This is a genomic window from Agrobacterium vaccinii, from assembly GCF_021310995.1.
Classification (GTDB): Bacteria; Pseudomonadota; Alphaproteobacteria; order Rhizobiales; family Rhizobiaceae; genus Agrobacterium; species Agrobacterium vaccinii.
Genome location: NZ_CP054150.1, coordinates 2040459 through 2061394 on the forward strand (window position 1 = coordinate 2040459; position 20936 = coordinate 2061394).

18 protein-coding genes are annotated in these 20936 nt (G+C 58.4%); 7 read left to right on the plus strand and 11 right to left on the minus strand.

Going from position 1 to position 20936, the window contains the following annotated elements; translation table 11 throughout:
• Nucleotides 1-16: 16 nt before the first annotated feature.
• Nucleotides 17-850, minus strand: a complete 834-nt coding sequence (locus HRR99_RS10190; RefSeq protein ID WP_233121527.1) for a DUF4432 family protein — start codon at nucleotides 848-850, stop codon at nucleotides 17-19.
• Nucleotides 851-1038: 188 nt separating this feature from the next.
• On the opposite strand from HRR99_RS10190, the gene HRR99_RS10195 reads away from it, so the two are divergent.
• Entirely contained in the window at nucleotides 1039-2424 is a 1386-nt protein-coding gene (locus HRR99_RS10195; RefSeq protein ID WP_233123475.1) for a L,D-transpeptidase, read from the plus strand.
• 224 nt (nucleotides 2425-2648) lie between these two features.
• On the opposite strand, the gene HRR99_RS10200 is transcribed toward HRR99_RS10195, so the two are convergent.
• From HRR99_RS10200 to HRR99_RS10235, 8 genes are all read right to left on the minus strand, one after another.
• Nucleotides 2649-3878: an MFS transporter gene (locus tag HRR99_RS10200; RefSeq protein ID WP_233121529.1), complete on the minus strand. Its 1230-nt coding sequence runs from the start codon at nucleotides 3876-3878 to the stop codon at nucleotides 2649-2651.
• A 49-nt stretch (nucleotides 3879-3927) separates the two neighbouring features.
• The gene (locus HRR99_RS10205; RefSeq protein ID WP_233121530.1) at nucleotides 3928-4548 is read right to left on the minus strand and encodes a TetR/AcrR family transcriptional regulator; all 621 of its coding nucleotides are present in this window, start codon (nucleotides 4546-4548) and stop codon (nucleotides 3928-3930) included.
• 82 nt (nucleotides 4549-4630) lie between these two features.
• Nucleotides 4631-5344 carry a ParA family protein gene (locus tag HRR99_RS10210; RefSeq protein WP_233121532.1) on the minus strand — a complete coding sequence of 238 codons (714 nt, stop codon included), beginning with the start codon at nucleotides 5342-5344 and terminating at the stop codon, nucleotides 4631-4633.
• An 828-nt stretch (nucleotides 5345-6172) separates the two neighbouring features.
• Nucleotides 6173-7318, minus strand: coding sequence for an iron-containing alcohol dehydrogenase (locus tag HRR99_RS10215; RefSeq protein ID WP_233121533.1), 1146 nt, complete (start codon nucleotides 7316-7318; stop codon nucleotides 6173-6175).
• Complete coding sequence (locus HRR99_RS10220; protein ID WP_233121535.1) at nucleotides 7315-8703, minus strand: aldehyde dehydrogenase family protein; 1389 nt, start codon at nucleotides 8701-8703, stop codon at nucleotides 7315-7317. Before HRR99_RS10220 ends, HRR99_RS10215 begins: the two co-directional genes overlap by 4 nt.
• 20 nt (nucleotides 8704-8723) lie before the next feature.
• Nucleotides 8724-10094 carry a glutamine synthetase family protein gene (locus tag HRR99_RS10225; RefSeq protein WP_233121536.1) on the minus strand — a complete coding sequence of 457 codons (1371 nt, stop codon included), beginning with the start codon at nucleotides 10092-10094 and terminating at the stop codon, nucleotides 8724-8726.
• Between the two features lie 58 nt (nucleotides 10095-10152).
• Complete coding sequence (locus HRR99_RS10230) at nucleotides 10153-11667, minus strand: amino acid permease (protein ID WP_233121538.1); 1515 nt, start codon at nucleotides 11665-11667, stop codon at nucleotides 10153-10155.
• Nucleotides 11668-11860: 193 nt separating this feature from the next.
• A complete protein-coding gene (locus tag HRR99_RS10235) occupies nucleotides 11861-12634 on the minus strand; it encodes an N-formylglutamate amidohydrolase (RefSeq protein WP_233121539.1) in 774 nt (257 codons plus the stop codon).
• A 177-nt stretch (nucleotides 12635-12811) separates the two neighbouring features.
• Between HRR99_RS10235 and HRR99_RS10240 the strand changes: the two genes are divergently transcribed.
• The 6 genes from HRR99_RS10240 (at nucleotide 12812) to HRR99_RS10265 (ending at nucleotide 18964) form a co-directional block, all read left to right on the plus strand.
• Nucleotides 12812-13696, plus strand: a complete 885-nt coding sequence (locus HRR99_RS10240; RefSeq protein WP_065697864.1) for a MurR/RpiR family transcriptional regulator — start codon at nucleotides 12812-12814, stop codon at nucleotides 13694-13696.
• A gap of 209 nt (nucleotides 13697-13905) precedes the next feature.
• Nucleotides 13906-15012, plus strand: coding sequence for an ABC transporter substrate-binding protein (locus HRR99_RS10245; RefSeq protein ID WP_111837916.1), 1107 nt, complete (start codon nucleotides 13906-13908; stop codon nucleotides 15010-15012).
• 110 nt (nucleotides 15013-15122) lie between these two features.
• Nucleotides 15123-16013 (plus strand): ABC transporter permease, encoded by an 891-nt coding sequence (locus HRR99_RS10250; RefSeq protein WP_233121541.1) that lies wholly within the window; start codon nucleotides 15123-15125, stop codon nucleotides 16011-16013.
• On the plus strand, nucleotides 16010-16792 hold the full coding sequence (locus HRR99_RS10255; protein ID WP_233121542.1) for an ABC transporter permease: 783 nt from the start codon (nucleotides 16010-16012) through the stop codon (nucleotides 16790-16792). The genes HRR99_RS10250 and HRR99_RS10255 overlap by 4 nt, the downstream gene beginning before the upstream one ends.
• An 11-nt stretch (nucleotides 16793-16803) precedes the next feature.
• Nucleotides 16804-17862, plus strand: coding sequence for an ABC transporter ATP-binding protein (locus HRR99_RS10260; protein WP_233121544.1), 1059 nt, complete (start codon nucleotides 16804-16806; stop codon nucleotides 17860-17862).
• Nucleotides 17863-17920: 58 nt separating this feature from the next.
• Complete coding sequence (locus HRR99_RS10265) at nucleotides 17921-18964, plus strand: zinc-dependent alcohol dehydrogenase family protein (protein ID WP_233121545.1); 1044 nt, start codon at nucleotides 17921-17923, stop codon at nucleotides 18962-18964.
• Nucleotides 18965-19185: 221 nt separating this feature from the next.
• Here HRR99_RS10265 and HRR99_RS10270 read toward each other — a convergent pair whose 3' ends face one another.
• On the minus strand, nucleotides 19186-19458 hold the full coding sequence (locus HRR99_RS10270) for a hypothetical protein (protein WP_233121547.1): 273 nt from the start codon (nucleotides 19456-19458) through the stop codon (nucleotides 19186-19188).
• Nucleotides 19459-19708: 250 nt separating this feature from the next.
• Nucleotides 19709-20932 (minus strand): leucine-rich repeat domain-containing protein, encoded by a 1224-nt coding sequence (locus HRR99_RS10275; protein ID WP_233121549.1) that lies wholly within the window; start codon nucleotides 20930-20932, stop codon nucleotides 19709-19711.
• Between the last annotated feature and the right edge of the window lie 4 nt (nucleotides 20933-20936).

The following is a 20936-nucleotide window of genomic DNA, read 5'->3' on the forward strand; positions in this document are numbered from 1 at the left end:
TCAAAAATATGGCCATTCAAAGAATAGAAAAGCGCAAGCCGTAACGCCTGCTTTCACCCGGTTGCAGCATGATGAACTCTCCCGCCTCGAGCAATTGCGCACGGTCTACCCAGCGATGCGAGACGGGCTCGATACCCATCACATCTGCGGGACTCTGCTGGTTTCGCCACATCTGGAGATAGGGCAGCGTATCGGCACGAAAGGCGACGCGAAGGGTGCGCCCGCCGATGGCTGCAATCGGCCCCACAGACATCTGCGCCCAGCCCTCACCGGTGACCGGCACGCAGAACACACCGCCCGGCTCTTCGCCAAAACGCCAGCCAAACCCGCCGCCCTCGAACATCTCACCGTCCAGCCGCACGTCGTCATCGAAAAGCCGTGCGCCGATGTTCATGTGGTACATATGAAAGACCGGGCGTGGCCGGTCGCTGGTGTTGGTAACCGTGTCATCGAGGCTGATTTCGCCGCTTGCGCCGTCAATGTGCCACTGCCGATCCAGACGGGCTGTGCCACCATCTGCAAGAACCACCGGAACCGTTGCCGCTGCGCGCGCATTATCTTCCGAGACCACCCAGTCGGTGATCTCGGCGGGGTGCGACGAGAACGATCCATGAAGAGGGTAGCGCCTGCCGCTATCATCGCCTTCGATGGGTTGAGGGTGGCGAATGTGGTCGGGGCCGCAGGTGAACATAAAGCCTTCCAGCGAATGGTCGATGCGCGCATCGCCATCATCGGGAATGGCCCGGCCGGGCGCAATATCGATGCCATCAACCACACAGGCACCGATGTCGAAAACGGACGTTTCGTCCAGATAAATGGTTGGGGATAGTCCTGCTTGCAGGGCGCGCATGCATCCTCCTCTTCAATCCGTTGGCTTCGATCGTTGACGTAGCGATCACACAAAAGCTATCGCAACGTCATGAAATTAAGATTGCGTTAATCTCGAATTCACCTTTTTCACAATAGGGTCAAGATTAACGTGTGTGTAATGGGCAAGAACCCAGGGATCGCAGAATCGTGAAACTTTTAATTAACGCAATGTTTTGTCTCGCGGCTGCGGCGACACCCATTCTGGCACCTTTGCAGGCCAATGCTCAACAGCCGATGCTTGTCGCGCCTGACGGGCGCGTGGTGGACTATATGCCGGAGCGCGGTGACATCGTCATCAGCCGAGACCGCATGGGCCGCACCGTCTATTACGACCGTTACGGCAACCTGCTGGCCACGGAAATGCCGCGCGGCGCACCAGCCCGCCGGGAGGCTCAGGCCGACCCGTATCGCGACCCGTACTACAATCAGGGCGGTGACTATTACCCACCGGCACCGGGCCAGGCCGACCAGTATCAGCAGCCGCAGCGCCAGTATGGCAACCAGGGCAACGGTATGCCCCGCGATTACCGCCAGTATCGCGGCGATGGCAGCGACGACAATGTCTATACCGGCTCTGTCGCAACCCGCCCCGGCGATGTCGAAAGCGGCCCGCTTGGCGAACCCATGCCCGGCGAAAGCACCACGGCCATCGTGCCGCAGCCAGATCACCTCGTCGAGCGTAACCAGCCGGTCACCGCACCAGTCAATCGTTCGCGCCAGGAAATCGTGGCACTTCAGGTCTTTCTCGACCGCGAAGGCATTTCGCCCGGCGTCATCGACGGCAAGATGGGCGACAACGTCAACAAGGCGATTGCCGCTTGGCAGGACATGACGGGCGAGCGTCTGGACCCCAACAACACCGACGACATTCTGGAGCGCCTGCGCAACACCGGTGGTCTGGCGATCGTCGATTATACGATTACCGCAGCAGACGCGGCAGGTCCCTACGTGGCCTCCATTCCCGATGACTACGCCGAAAAGGCACAGCTTCCGGCCATGGCCTACACCTCGACATCAGAGGCGCTCGCCGAGCGCTTTCATATGGACGAGACCTATCTGAAGGAACTCAATCCAGGCGTCGATTTCACCGTTCCCGGCACCATCATCAAGGTCGTCAGCCCCGGAGACACGAAAAAGGGACAGGTCGCCCGCATCGTGGCGCACAAGGGCATCAAGCAGGTATTTGCCTATGACGAGAGCGGCGTGCTGATTGCCGCCTATCCGGCGACCATCGGCTCCTCCGACACACCGTCGCCATCCGGTACACATACGGTAGAGCGTATCGCGCTCAATCCGGGCTATACCTATAACCCCAAGATCAACTTCCAGCAGGGCCAGAACAGCCAGATTCTGCAGATTCCGCCCGGCCCCAACGGCCCTGTCGGCACGGTCTGGATTGCTCTGTCGAAGCCGACTTACGGCATTCACGGTACACCGGAACCTTCCAAGATCGGCAAGACCAACAGCCACGGTTGTATCCGCCTGACCAACTGGGATGCGACGGAACTGGCCAAGATGGTCCGACCGGGAGTGGTTGTGGAGTTCGCGGAGTAAGGGGTACACTTCTTCTCCGTCATTCCGGACTTGAACCCCTGCTATCTGGCTAGATTGAAGGATGTCTTCGGCGGCGCGCCCCTCACCTCCGTCACCCCGCACTTGATGCGGGGTCCAGCAGACGCGCGTCTGCGCGGCGGAAAAGTTATTTCAGCCCAAGGACTTGGGCTGGCTAGATCCCGGCTCAAGGCCGGGATGACGGTCGTGGGGTGCAGACCTATCCATCACCCGAGCTTCGGCACCCGCTTTTCACCCCTGCGCTCCGTCAGGAAGAACGCAAAAGCCATCGCAGGCAGCGCAAAACCGAGCCATGAGGCCGCTGTCCACTGCCCCTGCGCATAAGCCCAGCCACCGAGCGCCGAGCCGACAGCTCCACCCATGAAGAACGTTGCCATGAAGATGCCGTTGAGGCGGCTACGGAACTCCGCACCCAGCGTAAAGATGGCGCGCTGGCCCAGTACCAGATTGGTGGTGACAGCAAAGTCCAGCACGATGGCCGCAACCACCAGCAGCGCCAGCGACAGGTGAGAGCCCTCCGGTGCTATGTGTGTCATGAGGAAGGATGCCATGGCAGCCAGCAGCGCACAGAGCGTCGCCGCCCATGTCCAACCGCGATCCGCCATCCGCCCGGCAATGGGTGCCGCCACAGCACCGGCGGCACCGGCCAGCGCAAACAGCGCGATTTCGCTTTGCGTCATGCGGAAGGCGGGCCCGCTGAGATAGAGCGGCGTGACTGTCCAGAACAGGCTGAACGCTGAGAACATGCCTGCCTGATAGATCGAGCGACGCTGCAAGAGCCGCGTGTTTACGGCCAGCTTGCCCATAGAGGCCAGCAATGTGATGTACGGCAGCTTCGCATCCGGCATGCGGCGTGGCAGCAGGCGGTAAAGCACGAGCGCCAGAACGGCCATGACACCAGCCGAGATCAGGAAAACGCCGCGCCAGGAAACCAATTCCGAGAGAACGCTGGAAACAGGCCGCGCCAGCATGATGCCGATCATCAAGCCGCTCATGATGCTGCCAACAACGCGGCCACGTGTGGCGTCAGGTGTCATATGCGCCGCCAAGGGCACGATCATCTGCACCGCAACCGAAGCGACCCCGACCAGAAAGACGGCGGCGAGAAACTGTACTGCATGCGGCGCGAAGGCAGCACCGATCAATGACAGAACCGCCATGATGACGGTGATAACGATCAGCTTTCTGTTTTCGATGAGATCGCCCAACGGCACCACGAACAGCAGTCCCAACCCGTAACCGATCTGTGTCAGCGTCACGATCAAGCCCGTTGCCGCCGCAGACAGCCCAAGTTCTGCGCCTATGGGGCCAGCGAGCGGCTGGGCATAATAGATATTGGCGGCGATCAGCCCGCAGGCCGTGGCCAGCAGAAAAATCATGGCGGAAGAGAGTGTCTCTTCCTGTGCGGCCTCAGCGCCGAGCACCGTAGATGTCATTACCCGTCTCCAAATTAGGAAATACTCATTTCCCAAATACACATAAAAATCAGTCGAAAACCTTCATGGCAACATCGACCACTGAACTCAGTTCCGCTTTCGTCAGCCCCGTCTTGCCGACCACCCGCATGCCGTAAATGATACAAAGCGCCGTCTTCGCCAAAGCGGCTGCATCCTTGACATTTGACACCGAGCCATCCGCCTGCCCCTCACGCACAAGGCGACCCAGAATGTTTTCACGGGCATCGATGGCGCCACGCACAACGCGGGCCATATCGTCATCCAGCGAGGCGAGATCGGCAGCGGCACCGACGACGAGACACCCCTGCCCGCCGGATGGGCCGACGCAGGCATCCGCATAGAAATTCATGCCCGCCAGCAGCTTTTCTCGCCCGTTCCTGCCGGTCTGAACAGACGCTTCGAAACGCCGTGATTGCACCAGTTTGTAGCGCTCGACGGCGGCAATATAGATGTCCTTCTTGTCCTTGAAGGCCTTGTAGAGACTACCCTGCGTCAGTTCCATCGCTTGCGTCAAATCCCCCACTGATGTCGCGTGGTAGCCGCGTTCCGAAAACACGCCGATAGCTTTGTCGATGGCAAGATCGACATCGAACTCACGCGGACGTCCGCGCTGGCGTGTGTTGATTAAGGATGGGCTTGGCTGTGTCATGAGTGGCAATATAGGAAACGATCATTTCCAAATCAAGCACAAAATACGCCCGGACAGAATCTGTACCGGGCGCCTGAAAAGATTAGGCCGCCCGGCGGCTGAAAAACTTGAGATCGCGACCGGAGCGAACGACGCGTACAGGCATCAGGCTCATCACCTCATTGGCGAAATTGCGCACATTCTCCATGGCTTTGTCGACATTGCTGACCTTTTGACAGTCGAGCGCAGCCAGCGTGCCGCCATAGTCGAAGATATCGCGGAACGCGGCGCGTTCGGCAATCGGCGTAGCCAGAACGCGGACATTCTTGGCGGCGAGCAATGCTTTGACCACCAGCATCGAGCGTGTGCTGACCATCGCGTTGACGCGGGTGAGAACAACCGAGTGATCAATCGTGATGCCCATCTTGCGGTTCAGCAATTCGATATGCTCGAGAACCTCGGCAGCTCCGCGCGCATCCATAGCAGAACCCTGGACCGGGATGATGACGTGGTCCGAAATGCCCAGCGCCATCGTCAGCAGCGGACTTTTGGTGCCCGGCAGATCGATGATGAAACAGTCCGTGCTGGCCTTGTTTTCGCGGATATGGGTTTCCAGCGATGCCATGGTGACATGGGAAATGACCGAGAGGTTCTGAACCGCACCGGACATGTCCGACCAGCGCGAAATCCACAATTGCGGATCGGCATCGAGAACGGTGACACGGTGACCGGTGCGCGCAAGTTCCGTGGCCAGCAGCAGAACCGCAGTCGTCTTGCCCGCGCCGCCCTTGGTGTTTGCAAATGTGATAACTGGCATAGGGCCCCCAAATGCAGAGCCTGACTTCATCGCTCTTCAACGCACCGCGACATTCATGGTGCACTGTATATTGTTAACGAAGATGGTTAACGAAATGGAAATGGCCGTTGCGATTTGTTGTATAGCTCTGCTCGGGGTCTCCAGTTCAGCCCTTTGAAAAATCCGGCAGAGCTTGAAGACAAGCGTCGCCGTTCACGCGGCGCAGATGCGCCCGAGGTGTGCTGAAGCCCTTGAGAACACACGCAAATGCGGCAGTGTTTCAGGTATGGTCGTCGTCGGTACCGCATTTGCGTGGTCTCGAGTCCTATGAATTCTCAGGCCGGGCGTTGAACGCACCGGCCTGAGTTCAGTTTTCCGATGTGCCTTTCTTCTTCCATGTCCGAAAACCGTTTACGGAATTTCGAACATTTCATCAGTCAGGCCCATCGGTCGTCGCATTTGATGATCACCCGCACGTCTACGTCCAATCACCACCCTCCGCCTGCCCCGACAGTGTCTCGCGAAAACACTCCAGCCGCGAAAGTGTGGAGATTGTAGGCATGGGGTTGGTGGCCGTGGAGAAAAAATTTTTGACTTTTTTTGGGTTGGGAAGAGTGGTGGGGGAGCCGCATATTCTGCCCTCATGCTGAGGTGGCGCGCAGCGCCCTCGAAGCATCCGCTGCTCGCTCTGCCTCAAGCCCGCAACCCTCGTCCTTCGAGGCCCCTGCGGGGCACCTCAGGATGAGGGTTGCTGCGTTGCGGCCTGTCTCCGCCTACTTCAAAGTGAGATATTGCGTTGCGTCCTAAGCACCCTGCCTCTTAACAGCAGGCAGGGCACAATCACGTCAATCAAAAGCACTCCAGAAACAGCGCCTTCGTATTCTCCGCCGTCATTTCCACCGGGTTACCACCACAGCTTGGGTCCTTGATGGCCTCTGCGACAAGCTCATCCACACGGTCAGGCTTGATGCCCATGGCCGTAAGGCTTTCGGGAACACCGAGCTCCTTACGAAGCTCCAACACATAATCATAGAAGCCGTCGAAGCCGCCTTCGATGCCGAGATAGGCCGCCGCGCGGGCGATCTTGTCTTCGATGACGGGGCGGTTGAAGCGCAGGACGGCGGGCATGACGACGGCGTTGGTCATGCCGTGGTGGGTGTTGTAGACGGCGCCGATGGGGTGCGAGAGCGAGTGGATGGCGCCGAGACCCTTCTGGAAGGCGACGGCACCCATGGCGGCGGCGGCCATCATGTTGGAGCGTGCCTCGATATCCGTACCATCCCTAAAGGCGCGCGGCAGATATTCCTTCACCAGCCGCAGGCCTTCGAGCGCGATGCCCTGACTCATGGGGTGGTAGAAGGGCGAGGAATAGGCTTCCAGGCAATGGGCGAAGGCATCCATGCCGGTGCCGACCGTGATGGCCTTGGGCATGCCGACCGTCAGTTCCGGATCGCAGATGACCACGCCGGGCAGGAATTTCGGGTGGAAGATGATCTTCTTCACATGGGTCTGCGAATTGGTGATGACGCTGGCGCGACCGACTTCAGAACCCGTGCCTGCGGTGGTGGGCACGGCAACGATGGGCGCGATGCCATCGGAGTTGGCACGGGTCCACCAGTCGCCGATATCCTCGAAATCCCAGACGGGGCGGGTCTGGCCAGCCATGAAGGCAACGGCCTTGCCGAGATCGAGACCGGAGCCACCGCCGAAGGCAACGACGCCATCATGGCCTCCATCCCTAAAGGCTTTCACGCCCGCTTCGAGATTGACCTCGTTGGGGTTCGGGTCCACGTCCGCAAAGATGGCGCGGCCAAGGCCTGCCTCTTCCAGAATATCCAGCGCGTGGCCGGTGATCGCCATATTGGCTAGGCCTCTGTCGGTGACGAGCAGCGGCTTCTTGATGCCGAGCGTCTTGCAGGCGTCAGCCAATTCCTTGATGCGGCCGCGCCCCATCTTGATCGGGGTTGGATAGCTCCAGTTTGCGACGATGTTCATTTCGTGACTTTCTTCAGATGGTAGGATTTTGGACGGGTCAGGTTCTGGAAGCCGATGACCGACAGCGAGCCGCCGCGACCGGTATCCTTGACGCCGGTCCAGCACAAAGCAGGATCGAGATAATCGGCACGGTTCATGAAGACGGTGCCGGTTTCGATCTCGCGACCGATGCGCCCTGCCCGCTCAGCATCCTGCGTCCACAGCGATGCGGTGAGGCCGTATTTGCTGTCATTCATCAGACCGATGGCTTCGTCGTCGTTCTTCACCTTCATGATGCCGACGGCGGGGCCGAAGGTTTCCTCGGTCATGAATTCCATGGAGTGATCGACATCGATGAGGATCTGCGGCGCGACATAGGCGCTTTCGCCATCGTCGGCAGCAAACAACTTGGGATCGACCAGCGCCTTTGCACCTTTGGAAACGGCATCGGCCACCTGCTGGCGCACCACCTTGGCGAAACGCTTATTGGCCATCGGGCCGAGGGACGTTTCCTGCTCCAGCGGATTGCCGAGCTTGTAGTTGGACACCCAGGCCACGGATTTTTCAACGAAGGCATCGAACAGCGATCCGTTGACATAAACGCGCTCGATGCCGCAGCAGCATTGGCCGGAGTTGAAGGTCGCACCATCCATCAGCGTGTCGACCGCCGCATCCAGATCGGCATCTTCCATGACGTAACCGGGGTCCTTGCCACCAAGTTCCAGACCAAGGCCGGTGAAGGTTCCGGCAGCGGCCCGCTCGATGGCACGACCGCCTTCGACGGAGCCGGTAAAGTTGACGAAGTTGAACAGGCTTTCGGAAATCAGCGCCGAGGTCGTCTGGTGATCGAGGAAGAGGTTGATGAACACATCCTCCGGCACGCCCGCTTCCACGAAGGCGCGGACCATGCGCTCGCCCACCAGCAGAGTCTGCGCGGCGTGTTTGATGACAACCGTGTTGCCCGCCATCAAGGCTGGCGCAATGGTGTTGATCGCGGTCATATAAGGGTAATTCCACGGCGCAATGACGAAAACCACACCATGCGCTTCGCGCTCAATGCGGCGTTCGAAATTGCCGCTTTCCTCGATGACCAGCGGTGCCAGCGCATCGGCTGCGATGGAAGCGACGTAGTTGGAGCGTTCGTTGAAGCCTTTGAACTCACCGCCATAGCGAACCGGGCGGCCCATCATATGGGCCAGTTCAGGCACCACCTCGTCCACCATCTCGTTCAGCCGGGCCACACCTTTCAGCACCAGTTGAACGCGATCTTCCAAGGGGCGGCGCGCCCAGGATTTTTGCGCGGCGCGCACTTTCGATACGGCTCTCCGCGCCGCGTCCAGCGACATCGCCTCGCGCTCGGCATAGACCGAACCGTCAATCGGCGAGATATTCTGGATCATGACCATGATGGTTTTCCTATGATTTGTTATGCCCGTTCAAAACCGCGCGCGACTTCCCAATCGGTCACGCGGCGGTCGTATTCTTCCTGCTCCCACTTTGCGGCGCGAACATAGTGGTCGATCACATCATCACCGAAAGCGCTGCGCAGCATCTTGGAAGTGTTAAGGTGATCCGTCGCATCCCGCAATGTCTTGGGTATCTCGCGGATGTCCTTGCCGCCGTAAGCATCGCCTTCGAACTGCGCTTCAAGCTCCATCTTGTTTTCAATGCCGTCAATGCCTGCCGCAAGCAAGGCCGCCATGGCAAGATGCGGATTGATATCCGATCCACCGACGCGGCATTCGATGCGGATGCCCTTGGTGTCTGCGCCGCACAGACGATAGCCCGCCGTGCGGTTATCTGTGCTCCAAACGGCCTTGGTCGGCGCGAAGGTGCCTGCCATATAGCGCTTGTAGGAGTTGATGTAGGGCGCCAGGAAATAGGTCGTCTCACTGGCATGCGCCAGAAGCCCGGCCACATAATGCCGCATCATGTCGGACATGCCGTGTTCGCCGTTCTTATCGAGAAACATCGGCGTCTTGCCATCCAGGCTCCACAGCGACTGGTGGATATGCGACGAGCTGCCTGCGGCATCGTAATTCCACTTGGCAAGGAAGGTGACAGCCTTGCCCTTGGACCAGGCGATTTCCTTGCAGGCGTTTTTGATGATGGCATGGCGGTCGGCCATGGTGAGGGCATCGGCGTAGCGGACGTTGAGTTCAACCTGGCCTGCCGACGCCTCGCCCTTGCTGTTTTCGATAGGGATGCCAGCGGCTTGCAGATTGTTTCTGATGGCGCGCATCACCTCTTCTTCCTTGGTGGTCTGGAAGATGTGGTAGTCCTCATTATAGGGGCTGGCGAGCTTGAGATCGCGGTAGCCGCTGGCGCGGGCGGTTTCGAAACTCTGATCGAACAGGAAGAATTCCAGCTCGGTGGCCATAAAGGCTTTCAGGCCCATGGCCTCCAGACGTGCGACCTGCTTCTTCAGAAGCGCGCGCGGCGAGTGGGCGACTTCGGCGTGGGTGTGATGGTCATAGGCATCGCACAACACGAGTGCGGTGCCTTCCAGCCACGGCACGCGGCGCAGAGTCGAGAGGTCAGGCTTTAGCGTATAATCGCCGTAGCCCTTGTCCCAGCCGGTGGATTTGTAACCGGGAACGGTTTCCATCTCCATGTCGGTGGCCAGCAGGTAGTTGCAGCTGTGGGTTTCCTCATAGGCGCTTTCGACGAAAAATTCCGCCTGGAAGCGTTTGCCCATCAGACGACCCTGCATATCCACGAGGCATGCCAGAACGGTATCGATGCGCCCTTCGGCCACGTCTTTTTTCAGCTCGTCGAATGTGTAGGTGGTCGTCATGATCGTTTCGTTCCCTTTGTTTTATGGGGCGACCGTTGCCGGTCGCCCTGTTTATCGGTCAAGCCTTGGAAGCCGCCGCATTGAGTGCGGCCTGCTTGTGCTCCAGCGCAAATTCCTCTTCCGGCGACAGGATGAGGCGGTGACGGCCGACCAGCGCGAAATAGGCGATGGCGACAGCAAACCACAGCGCCACCCAGATGACACCCTTGGTGAAGTTCGGGTCCTGCACCTGATAGAGCAAGGTTATGACAGCGATGATAATGGTCAAAACAGCACCGGGAATGCCGAGCGGCGAACGGAAGGGCCGTTCGATATTCGGCAGGTTACGGCGCAGCATGATGAAGGAGATGGCCTGCATGATGTAGGAGAACATCGCGCCGAACACGGCCATGTTGAGCAACACGCTGCCGATGATGCTGCCGCCTTCCGTGGCACCCAATGCGAACCAGATGGTCATCATCACGGCAAGACCGACGATGGCACCCGTCAACATCGCGACATGCGGTGTCTTGAACTTGGGGTGGGTGACCGACAGCGCCGTTGGGAAATAGCCTGCGCGAGAGAGCGAGTAGATCTGGCGGCCCTGCGCATAAAGAATGGTGTGGAAGCTGGCGATGAGGCCCGTGAGAGCCACGAAGCCCAGGAGAACCACGCCACCATCACCATAGACAGCCTTGAAACCATCCAGCAGCGGCTCCAGCGAAGAACCGAGATGGAAGGCACCAATGCCTGGTAGCGAAGGGTTGAGCAGCACAATCATGAAGGCGGAAATCATCAGCGTGATTATGCCGAGAATGATGCCCTTGGGCATATCGCGCTTCGGATCAACAGATTCTTCGGCTGCCAGCGGCAATTGCTCAATGGCGAGGAACAGCCAGACCGCGAAAGGCAATGTGGCGAGAACGCCGGAGAAGCCGAAGGGGAAGAACGAGCCATTTCCTTCAGGCAGTTCCACCGCCGCACCATCCGGGCCAACGCCGATGTTCAGAGCCCAGCGGGAGAAGTCCATATTGGGAATGGCGCTGACCCAGAAGAAGACGAGAACACCGAGCGATATCAGTGTGATGACCAACGTTACCTTGAAGGACAGTTCAAGTCCGAAGACGTTGAGCGCCAGGAAGATGACGTAGAACAGCACCCACAGAAGCGGTGAATAGACCGGATCGAGCCCCAGGATGGAGTTCACATAGGCCGTGATGAAGGTGACAATAACGGCGGGGGTGAGGACGTATTCGACGTTCTCGCAAAGCCCGGTGATAAAGCCGCCCCACGGGCCCATGGCCGTGCGCGCGAAGGAATAGGCTGCTCCCGTATGTGGCAGTGCCGGGCTCATTTCCGCAATCGAGAATGTCAGCCCCAGATACATGACGGCGATGATCATGCCCGCAACCAGCATGCCACCCCAGCCGCCGGTGGCAAAGCCGAAGTTCCAGCCGGAAAAATGACCTGAAATAACCGCGCCGACGCCCAGAGCCCAGAGCGACCAGACACCCGCATAGCGCGAGAGCCCTCTTTTTTCGAAATAGGATGCGTCAGCCTTCTTATAGCTGACGCCTGATGATGAATTATCCATGCCGTTCTCTCCTGATCAAGAAAAACAGGCCGTCAGCCGGAATGGCCGATTTTGCCCCAGTCTCGGCGCGATGGGAAAACCCGATCACGCCATGCACATCTGCTGTTCCCACGTTGCACCCCGGACCTGTGCGGCCTTCTTTGGATATGCAACGGCATTCCTGCCCGGCGGGACAATTCCCGCCAAAGCAAATTCAGGGGCTGTGAGCGGCGATTGCCTTTGTCAAAAGCTCACTCAGAAAACCGGCAGCAGCCCGCTGCCCCTCCTCATTCTGGATCAGGTCGTTTCTGACCTCGATCATGACGTTCAAAAGCCCGTTCGGCAACGCGTGGAGGCGCAGCGTATGCGTTACGCCGTCCTCTGGGCCATAGGGTTCGTTGCGCTCGACCTTGAAATCTCCAACCGCAGTGTGATCCAGCATCGCATCCACCAGCCGCGCATCCGTATCGTGCAGAAGACCGATTTCGACCTCACGGCGCTTGCCGTGATAAACGGGCGTGAAGCTGTGCATCGTCACCAGAACTGTCTCAATTCCAGCTTCCCGCCTCTCGTCGACGAGGTCGCTGACGCGGGTCTGAAACGGGATATACAGCGCTTCCGTGCGGGCAAAGCGCTCTGCCTCACTCAAATCCGCATTGCCGGGAATGTCGTAAATCTCACTGGTAACCGGCATGGCGGAAGGCGATTCCGGCGGGCGGTTGCAGTCGTAAATCAACCGGGAATAATTCTGGTAGATGACGGTGGCGTCGAGGCTTGCAGACAGAAGACGGGTGACGGCAAGAGCACCGGGGTCCCAGGCGATATGGCTTTTGCGGACATCTTCGCTGAGGCCCAGAGTGCCGAAGCGCGCGGGCAGCGTGTGAGAAGCGTGTTCGCAGACGAGCAGCACCCGGCCCTTGCCGAGCGGGTTTTCCACGACAACGGGCTCAGCCTCGCCGCTTGTGAAAAACTGTACTTGCACCGTCATGGTGTACCCCGCTGTCAACATCACTGTCCCCCGACAGTTAGAAAAGAATTCTTCACACACGCCAAAGTGTCAAATGGTTTTTGAAATTTTCTCTTCATTTTTTCGATTGACTCCTTTTCCCCGCCGTATCTTAATCAGCGCTAACAGACCGGCGAAAAGCTCGGCTAGGGGAAAAGTTTGCACAGTTCGGCTGCGACCGTTTCGGACGTTATCCAGGCTCAGTACGAGACCCTGACGCGTGCCGAAAAGCGCCTTGCCGAAAGTCTTCTCGGCAATTACCCGGTCTCGGGGCTGGGCAGCATCACGACAGTTGCGGAAAATGCCGGGGTCTCGACGCCGACGGTGGCGCGCATGGTGCAAAAGCTCGGTTTCAAAGGGTATGCCGAGTTTCAGGGAAGGCTGCATCAGGAGCTGGAAGCCACGATTTCCAACCCCATCGCCAAGCATGACCGCTGGGCCAGCAACGCGCCGGGCCTGCATATTCTCAACCGCTTCGCCGACGCGATAACGGGAAACCTGCGCGATACGCTGAGCGATCTCGATACCGCATCCTTCGACAATGCTGCCACCCTTCTGGCGGATAGAAAACGCAGCATCTATTTCGTCGGCGGGCGCATTACCGGCGCGATTGCCGAATATTTCTTCACGCATATGCAGGTCATCCGCCCCAAGACGGCGCTGATGTCGTCCAATTCCAGTTCATGGCCGCAATATATGCTGAACATGAATGCGGGCGACGTTCTGGTGATCTTCGATATCCGTCGTTACGAGCAGGACATGGTGACGCTGGCGCAGGTGGCGCACGACAACAATGTCCGCATTCTGCTGTTCACCGACCAGTGGACGTCCCCCGTTTCGCGCTTTGCCGAACATACGTTTCGCGTGCGCATCGAAGCGCCATCCGCATGGGACAGCTCGGTCGTGACGCTGTTCGTGGTGGAAGCGCTGATCGAGGCGGTGCAAAGCAATGGTTGGGATGAAACCCGTCAGCGGATGAATTCGCTGGAAGGCCTGTTCGAGCAGACCCGCCTTTTTCGAAAGCCGGGAAAAGAGGAGAACTGAAGAAAGCGTCCACCAGCGAACGAATGGCGCAACACGAATTTTTTATGTCGTTTCTCAAATATCCTGGCGACGACAGGGCGCAATGATGGCAAGAAAACGGCAGGGACCATAATGAGGGCGGGAGACCGCCTGAAAAATCCGTCACATAACATTCATGCAACCCACGTACAGCGTCGTCAGACGCATCAGACACCAGAGGAGAACTAACCGTGATCTCGCACAGCCGCCGACTGCTATCGCTCACCACCGCATTGGTCATCGCATCCACTGCGATCGCTTCTGCTGCACCGAGCGAAGAACTCATCGCTGCCGCCAAGAAGGAAGGCATGCTGACGACCATCGCCCTGCCCCACGACTGGTGCGGTTACGGCGACGTCATCGCCTCCTTCAAGGCAAAATATCCTGAAATCCAGGTCAACGAGCTGAACCCTGACGCCGGTTCTGCCGACGAAGTGGAAGCCGTGAAGGCCAACAAGGACAATAAGGGTCCGCAGGCTCCTGACGTGATCGACGTCGGTCTGGCGTTCGGCCCACAGATGAAGAAGGAAGGCCTTCTCCAGCCTTACAAGGTTTCCACCTGGGACGAAATTCCTGACAATGTGAAGGATGCCGAAGGCTACTGGTATGGCGATTATTACGGCGTCATGTCCATCTTCGTGAACAAGGACCTCGTCACCAATTCTCCAAAGGATTGGGCCGATCTGCTGAAGCCGGAATATGCCGGTCAGGTTGCTCTCGCCGGCGACCCGCGCGCCTCCAACCAGGCTATTCTGGGTGTTCTCGCCGCCGGTCTTTCCACTGGTGCCAAGGACGGCAAGGAAGCCGGTGAAGCTGGCCTGAAATACTTCGCCGACCTCAACAAGGCTGGCAACTTCGTGCCTGTCATCGGCAAGGCCGGTACGCTGGCACAGGGCGCAACACCGATCGTCGTCGCATGGGACTACAATGCGCTGTCCTGGGCAAAGACGCTGAACGGCAACCCGCCGACAGAAGTCGTCGTTCCTGAAAAGGGCGTTCTGGCTGGTGTTTACGTGCAGGGCATCTCTGCCTACGCACCGCATCCTAACGCTGCCAAGCTCTGGATGGAACACCTCTATTCCGACGATGGTCAGCTTGGCTGGTTGAAGGGCTTCTGCCACCCGATCCGCTTCAACGCGATGGCAAAGGCCAACAAAATTCCGAAGGATCTGCTCGACGCCCTGCCACCGGCAGCAGCATATGAAAAGGCCATCTTCCCGACACTCGAAGACGTCGATGCCAACAAGGCTGCCGTCACCGGCGGTTGGGACAAGGTCGTCGGCGCCAACGTGAAGTAACGAACGAAACAGCCGCTCCTATCTTTTTGAAAGCTGAGGCTTTTCAAAAGCCGGAGCGGCTGATTTATATGATAGAAGACCGCGATGATCGCGGCGTTTGGGAACATCATATGTCATCAAACACCCATGGCGCGCCACCGCGACCAGCAGCCGGGCGTCGCCTGAAGCTGGAATGGCTGGGCGTTCTGCCATTTGCAATTTTCATTGTGCTTTTTTTGATCATGCCGACGATGAAGATCGTCATTGGCGCATTTCAGACGCCGGATGGCAGTTTTACGTTTGAAAACATTGCAGGCCTGTTCACCGAATCCATTCTCTCGGCCTACTGGATTTCCATCAAGATCAGCGTCGCATCCGCCGCACTCGGCTGTCTGATCGGCTTTGGCGTCGCGACCGCCGTTGTTCTCGGTGGCTTGCCGCAGAAAATTCGCGCACCGCTTCTGACATTTTCCGGCGTGGCCTCGCAATTTGCAGGCGTACCGCTCGCCTTTGCCTTTATCGCCACACTCGGCCCTGTCGGCCTCGTCACCGTGTTTTTGAAAACCCAGCTTGGCCTTGATCTGCGCCTTCTTGGCTTCAACATTCTGTCTTTCTGGGGCCTGACCGTTACCTATCTGTTTTTCCAGATACCGCTGATGATCCTCATCATCACACCGGCGCTGGACGGGTTGAAGCGCGAATGGCGCGAGGCGGCGGAAATTTTAGGCGCAAGCGGCTTTCAATACTGGCGCATGGTGGCCTTCCCCATTCTGCTGCCCTCCATTCTCGGCACATTCTCGCTGTTGTTTGCCAATGCCTTCGGCGCGGTTGCGACTGCGATTGCGCTCACCGGCTCGTCTCTCAACATTGTGCCCATTTTGTTGTTCGCGCAAATTCGCGGTGACGTGCTGGGCAATCCCAATCTCGGTTACGCGCTGGCCTTCGGCATGATCCTTGTCACCTGCATCGCCAACATGCTCTATATCTGGATGCGCACGCGCAGCGAAAGGTGGCTGAAATGAAGCGGATTTTCGCCTGGGGCGCGCTGCTGTTCGGCCTGCTCTATTTCGCCCTGCCTTTGATCGGCATGACCAACTTTTCGCTGAAGATGCGACGCGGCGAATACTCCTTCGACGCCTACGCCAAGGTTCTCGGCGACCCACGCTTTCAGGAAACCTTCAGCTTTTCCGTCATCATGGCGCTCGTCACCATCATCTTCGGCGTGGTGCTGGTGGTGCCGACGGCCTATTGGGTGCGGCTGAAACTGCCTGCTCTGCGCCCCGTCATCGAGTTCATCACGCTGCTGCCGCTGGTCATTCCCGCCATCGTCATCGTCTTCGGTTACATCAGGCTCTACAACACCTCCAGCTGGTTGCCGCTGACGGGGACGACATCAGGCACCAACCTGCTGCTGATGTTCGGCTATACCACGCTCGCCCTGCCCTATATGTACCGTGCCGTCGATACCGGGCTGCGCACCATCGACATCACAACGCTGACGGAGGCCGCACAAAGTCTCGGTGCGGGATGGACGACCATTCTCGCCCGCATCATTCTGCCGAATGTGCTGGTAGCGGTGCTGTCTGGTGCGTTTTTGACCTTCGCCATCGTCATCGGTGAATTCACCATGGCAGCGCTTTTGAACCGCCCGGCCTTCGGACCGTACATGCAGTTGCTGGGTGCCAACCGTGCCTACGAGCCTGCCGCCCTTGCCGTCATTTCCTTCGGCATCACCTGGGGCTGCCTAGGCCTTATCCAACTCGTCTCGCGCTATCAAAAAGGCGCGCCTCCCAAGGCCTGAGGACTTATTTTATGAGCTTTTTGACACTGCACAACATCAGAAAATCCTTCGGTCAGGTTCAGGTCGTCCATGATTTCAACATGGCGATCGAACAGGGCGAATTCGTTTCCTTCCTCGGGCCATCGGGCTGCGGCAAGACCACCATTTTGCGGATGATCGCCGGTTTCGAGACGCCGAGCGACGGCTCCATCGTCATCAACGGCAAGGACCAGACGACGCTGAAACCCAACCAGCGCAACATCGGCATGGTGTTTCAGGCCTATGCGCTGTTTCCCAACATGAATGTCTACGAGAACGTCGCCTTCGGCCTCAAGATCGCGGGCAAGCCCAAGGCGGAAATCGATGCACGGGTTAAGGAAATGCTGGCGCTGATCCATCTCGATCATCTGGCCGACCGTTACCCCTACCAAATGTCGGGCGGGCAGCAGCAGCGCGTGGCTCTGGCGCGAGCGCTCGCCCCGAAGCCGCAGGTATTGCTGCTGGACGAACCACTCTCGGCGCTCGATGCCAAAATCCGCGTTTCGCTGCGCGAGGAAATCCGCCAGATTCAGCGCAAGCTCGGCATCACCACCATTTTCGTCACGCACGATCAGGAAGAGGCGCTCTCCATCTCCGACCGCATCGTGGTCATGAATGCCGGACGCGCCGACCAGATCGGCTCTCCCTTCGAGATTTACAACAGCCCCTCCACCCGCTTCGTCGCTTCCTTTGTCGGCACGCTGAACCTGATCGACGCGACGGTCGTGGATTCCTCCGCCAGCACCATCCAGATCGGCGACCAGCAGGTTTCGTTGAAGAAGCCACTGAACAAAGCCAATGGCGAAAAGGTCACTGTGGCGCTGCGGCCCGAGGCCGGTTCTCTGGGTGAGGCCAACGTCGGAGACGTCGCGATATCGGGCACGGTGACCTCCAGCCACTTCCTCGGCTCGGTCATCCGTACGCGTCTGGATGTCGGTGGCGCGACGCTGTCCTTCGACATGTTCAACGATCCCGGCACCGCACCACCGGCCATTGGTGAGCGCATCACGCTGAAATTTGCATCAGAAGATTTGATGATTGTAGCAGACTGACGCACTGTTTCCGACTGAGAGATCGGGCTAGAAAAAAAGCCATCTCAGGAGAGCCATTATGCGCGCATTATTCTACGAACGCTTCGGTGAAACGCCTATCATCGCCAACCTGCCAGACCCGGAGCCGACGCCGGGCGGCGTGGTCATCTCGGTCAAGGCTACCGGCCTGTGCCGCAGCGATTGGCACGGCTGGATGGGCCATGACAGCGACATCCGCCTGCCGCATGTGCCGGGCCACGAATTCGCAGGCGTGATTTCCTCCGTCGGCAAAAACGTCATGCGCTTCAAGGTGGGCGACCGGGTGACCGTGCCCTTCGTGTCAGGCTGCGGCCATTGCCAGGAATGCCGCTCCGGCAACCAGCAGGTCTGCGAAACGCAGTTCCAGCCGGGGTTCACCCATTGGGGCTCCTACGCCGAATATGTCGCCATCGACTACGCCGACCAGAACCTCGTGCACATGCCCGACGAGATGGGCTTCGACACAGCTGCCAGCCTCGGCTGCCGCTTCGCGACCTCCTTCCGCGCGGTGGTCGATCAAGGTCGGCTGAAGGGCGGCGAATGGCTGGCCGTACATGGCTGCGGCGGCGTGGGCCTCTCCGCCATCATGATCGGTGCCGGACTTGGCGCACAGGTCGTCGCCATCGACATCGTTGAGGACAAGCTGGCTCTGGCGAAAGAACTGGGCGCGACTGCCACCATCAACAGCCGCGATGTCGCCGATGTCAGCGAAGCCGTGCGCGACATCACCGGCGGCGGCGCGCATGTCTCCGTCGATGCACTCGGCCACCCGCAGACCTGCTACAACTCCATCAGCAACCTGCGCCGTCGCGGCCGCCATGTGCAGGTGGGCCTGATGTTGGCAGACCATGCGATGCCGCAGATACCGATGGCGCGGGTGATTGCGCATGAGCTGGAGATTTACGGCAGCCACGGCATGCAGGCTTGGCGTTATGACGATATGCTGGCGATGATCCGGACGGGCAAGCTCTCGCCGGAAAAGCTGATCGGACGGCATATTTCGTTGTCGGATGCGGTAACGGCGCTGCCTGCAATGGATGGGTTCAGGGATAGCGGGATTAGTATTATTGATCGGTTTGAGTAGGTGATTGAGCGGCAGTGGGTGTGGCTAGCCCCCCTCTGCCCTGCCGGGCATCTCCCCCACAGGTGGGGAGATCGGCTGTGGATACCTCTCGCTCATCTCTAAGGCTGCGGATAAGGTTGGGAGCATGCGTCTTGCCGATCTCCCCACCTGTGGGGGAGATGTCCGGCAGGACAGAGGGGGGGTAAGCCACACCCGCCGCCTCAACCGTAAATCCCATTGATTCAAGCCACCGCAATCGCCGCCAAAATCGTCATCAGCGCGGAGATGCGATTGATCTTGCTTGCAGTGTAAGACGCAACCCCATCCCTGCCCCAAAAAATCCACGCGCCAAGATACAGCACCGTGTGGGCAACGAAGAAGAAAACGAGCGGGCCGATGAACAGCGCGCCGATGCCAACACCCCAAGGGCCATCGTTTGCAGCGCCGGTGATGAAACCAGCACTCAGGATCGTCAGGGTGACAAACACCAGAATGAGAGATGAAAGCTGCTGCACATTAATCTCCACGTGAGGACGTCGATCACAGTCGCAACCAATAGGTACATTCAAATAATCTAATATAACGTAAATACTTTGTCGACAATGCTGCGCTCTGAGGAATCTTAAGTGCAGAACAAAAAAGGGCAGATGTCTCCGCGCTTTTTGTATTTTCAAATCAATGCTTAAGGGCCGATTTTAGAATCAAACTTGCAACCACCTGAATCGAAGTATCAGGCCGTGGTCTCTACGTATTTTTCTGCTTCGCCTATCGTCTGTTCATTGGACAATCGCGGTCTGCCGTGACGACGCATTCTCGTTCATCGGTTATCCCACCTCGCCAGTCTCGATAGGTCGCGCAGAGTTGATCGATGGGATCAACGCCATCAGGAGAACTATAGGATGTGGCATTCAACCCTTTGGCAACGATTTCGTTGACGACCGCACGGTCAGACCAGCAGATACGATTGCCAAGATAGGCGCGTTCGAGGCTTTGGGAACGAAGGAGTGGTGTAAGGTCGATCTTTCGATGCCCCTCCAGATTGACATATTTCAGATTGGGAAGCGCCGCCAGAACAGATATATCGGTGTAATCGGAGGCGCTTAGGGTGAGAGTTTCGATATCGCGCAACTGTTCGAGCACCGATAAGTCGGAAATTGCAGTATTTAAAAGAGTGAGAGACTTCAGGCGGGTATTCACCGACAGCGGCGTCAGTTCCTTAATTGTTGAATGGACGATATTGAGGTGCTCGAGCGAGACAAGTCCGGCAATTGGCGCGAGGCTGGCGAGCCCATTTGGCTGAAGCGAAAGCTGCCGCAGCCGCTTCGCGCCCGAAAGCGCCGAGAGGTCGCGTGCGCCGTAGAGCCGAACGTTGGAAAGTCCCTTGATGTTGGCGAGATTTTCGATATCGCCCGTCTGCCAGGAGTCGTGGTCAATCTCGATCTCGGCTTCCATCGTCCGAAGCGGCGCCAGATTATCTTTCTCGCTGGCACTCAGCGACAGGGATTTCAGCTGCGAGAGACCCGCGACCGCCGAGAGATCCGCTCCCCTGACCTCTCCAAGCTCCAACCGCTTGATGCCCGTTAGCTGCCCGATACTGCCGGTATCATGGATGAGAGCAACCGAGATACGAAGTTCCTGCAGGTCCTTTGCCGCGATCAAAGGCGCCAGACTATCGATCTCGGTATGACCGAGATCGATATATTGCAGGCCAGGTAAACGCGCGACGTCCGCAAGCAAACTCTTCGACACTTTCGGAGCAGACGGCACCTCGAGTGGAGAATTTGGGTCTACTAGGTTGAGCGACAGGCAGTGTGTCTTGTCAGTGTTCGAAGGACAGTCGGCGTCCGGATGAGAACCATATCGCTCCAGAGCCGCCTTGTGCTCCGGTACAACATCCGGCACCAGATAGTAATAGGCACTGCTGCCCACCAAGACGCCTGCCAGTATCCCAATCGCAAAAATGCGCGTTCGTCTCGAAAAATAAACCAAGTGA

Coding starts and splice junctions, on each gene's coding strand:
- HRR99_RS10220 (WP_233121535.1), bottom strand. CDS start 8,703: ATGGTCATGATCCAGAATATCTCGCCGATTGACGGTTCGGTCTATGCC.
- HRR99_RS10200 (WP_233121529.1), bottom strand. CDS start 3,878: ATGACATCTACGGTGCTCGGCGCTGAGGCCGCACAGGAAGAGACACTC.
- HRR99_RS10215 (WP_233121533.1), bottom strand. CDS start 7,318: ATGAACATCGTCGCAAACTGGAGCTATCCAACCCCGATCAAGATGGGG.
- HRR99_RS10210 (WP_233121532.1), bottom strand. CDS start 5,344: ATGCCAGTTATCACATTTGCAAACACCAAGGGCGGCGCGGGCAAGACG.
- HRR99_RS10235 (WP_233121539.1), bottom strand. CDS start 12,634: ATGACGGTGCAAGTACAGTTTTTCACAAGCGGCGAGGCTGAGCCCGTT.
- HRR99_RS10230 (WP_233121538.1), bottom strand. CDS start 11,667: ATGGATAATTCATCATCAGGCGTCAGCTATAAGAAGGCTGACGCATCC.
- HRR99_RS10250 (WP_233121541.1), top strand. CDS start 15,123: ATGTCATCAAACACCCATGGCGCGCCACCGCGACCAGCAGCCGGGCGT.
- HRR99_RS10225 (WP_233121536.1), bottom strand. CDS start 10,094: ATGACGACCACCTACACATTCGACGAGCTGAAAAAAGACGTGGCCGAA.
- HRR99_RS10190 (WP_233121527.1), bottom strand. CDS start 850: ATGCGCGCCCTGCAAGCAGGACTATCCCCAACCATTTATCTGGACGAA.
- HRR99_RS10195 (WP_233123475.1), top strand. CDS start 1,039: ATGTTTTGTCTCGCGGCTGCGGCGACACCCATTCTGGCACCTTTGCAG.
- HRR99_RS10205 (WP_233121530.1), bottom strand. CDS start 4,548: ATGACACAGCCAAGCCCATCCTTAATCAACACACGCCAGCGCGGACGT.
- HRR99_RS10260 (WP_233121544.1), top strand. CDS start 16,804: ATGAGCTTTTTGACACTGCACAACATCAGAAAATCCTTCGGTCAGGTT.
- HRR99_RS10265 (WP_233121545.1), top strand. CDS start 17,921: ATGCGCGCATTATTCTACGAACGCTTCGGTGAAACGCCTATCATCGCC.
- HRR99_RS10255 (WP_233121542.1), top strand. CDS start 16,010: ATGAAGCGGATTTTCGCCTGGGGCGCGCTGCTGTTCGGCCTGCTCTAT.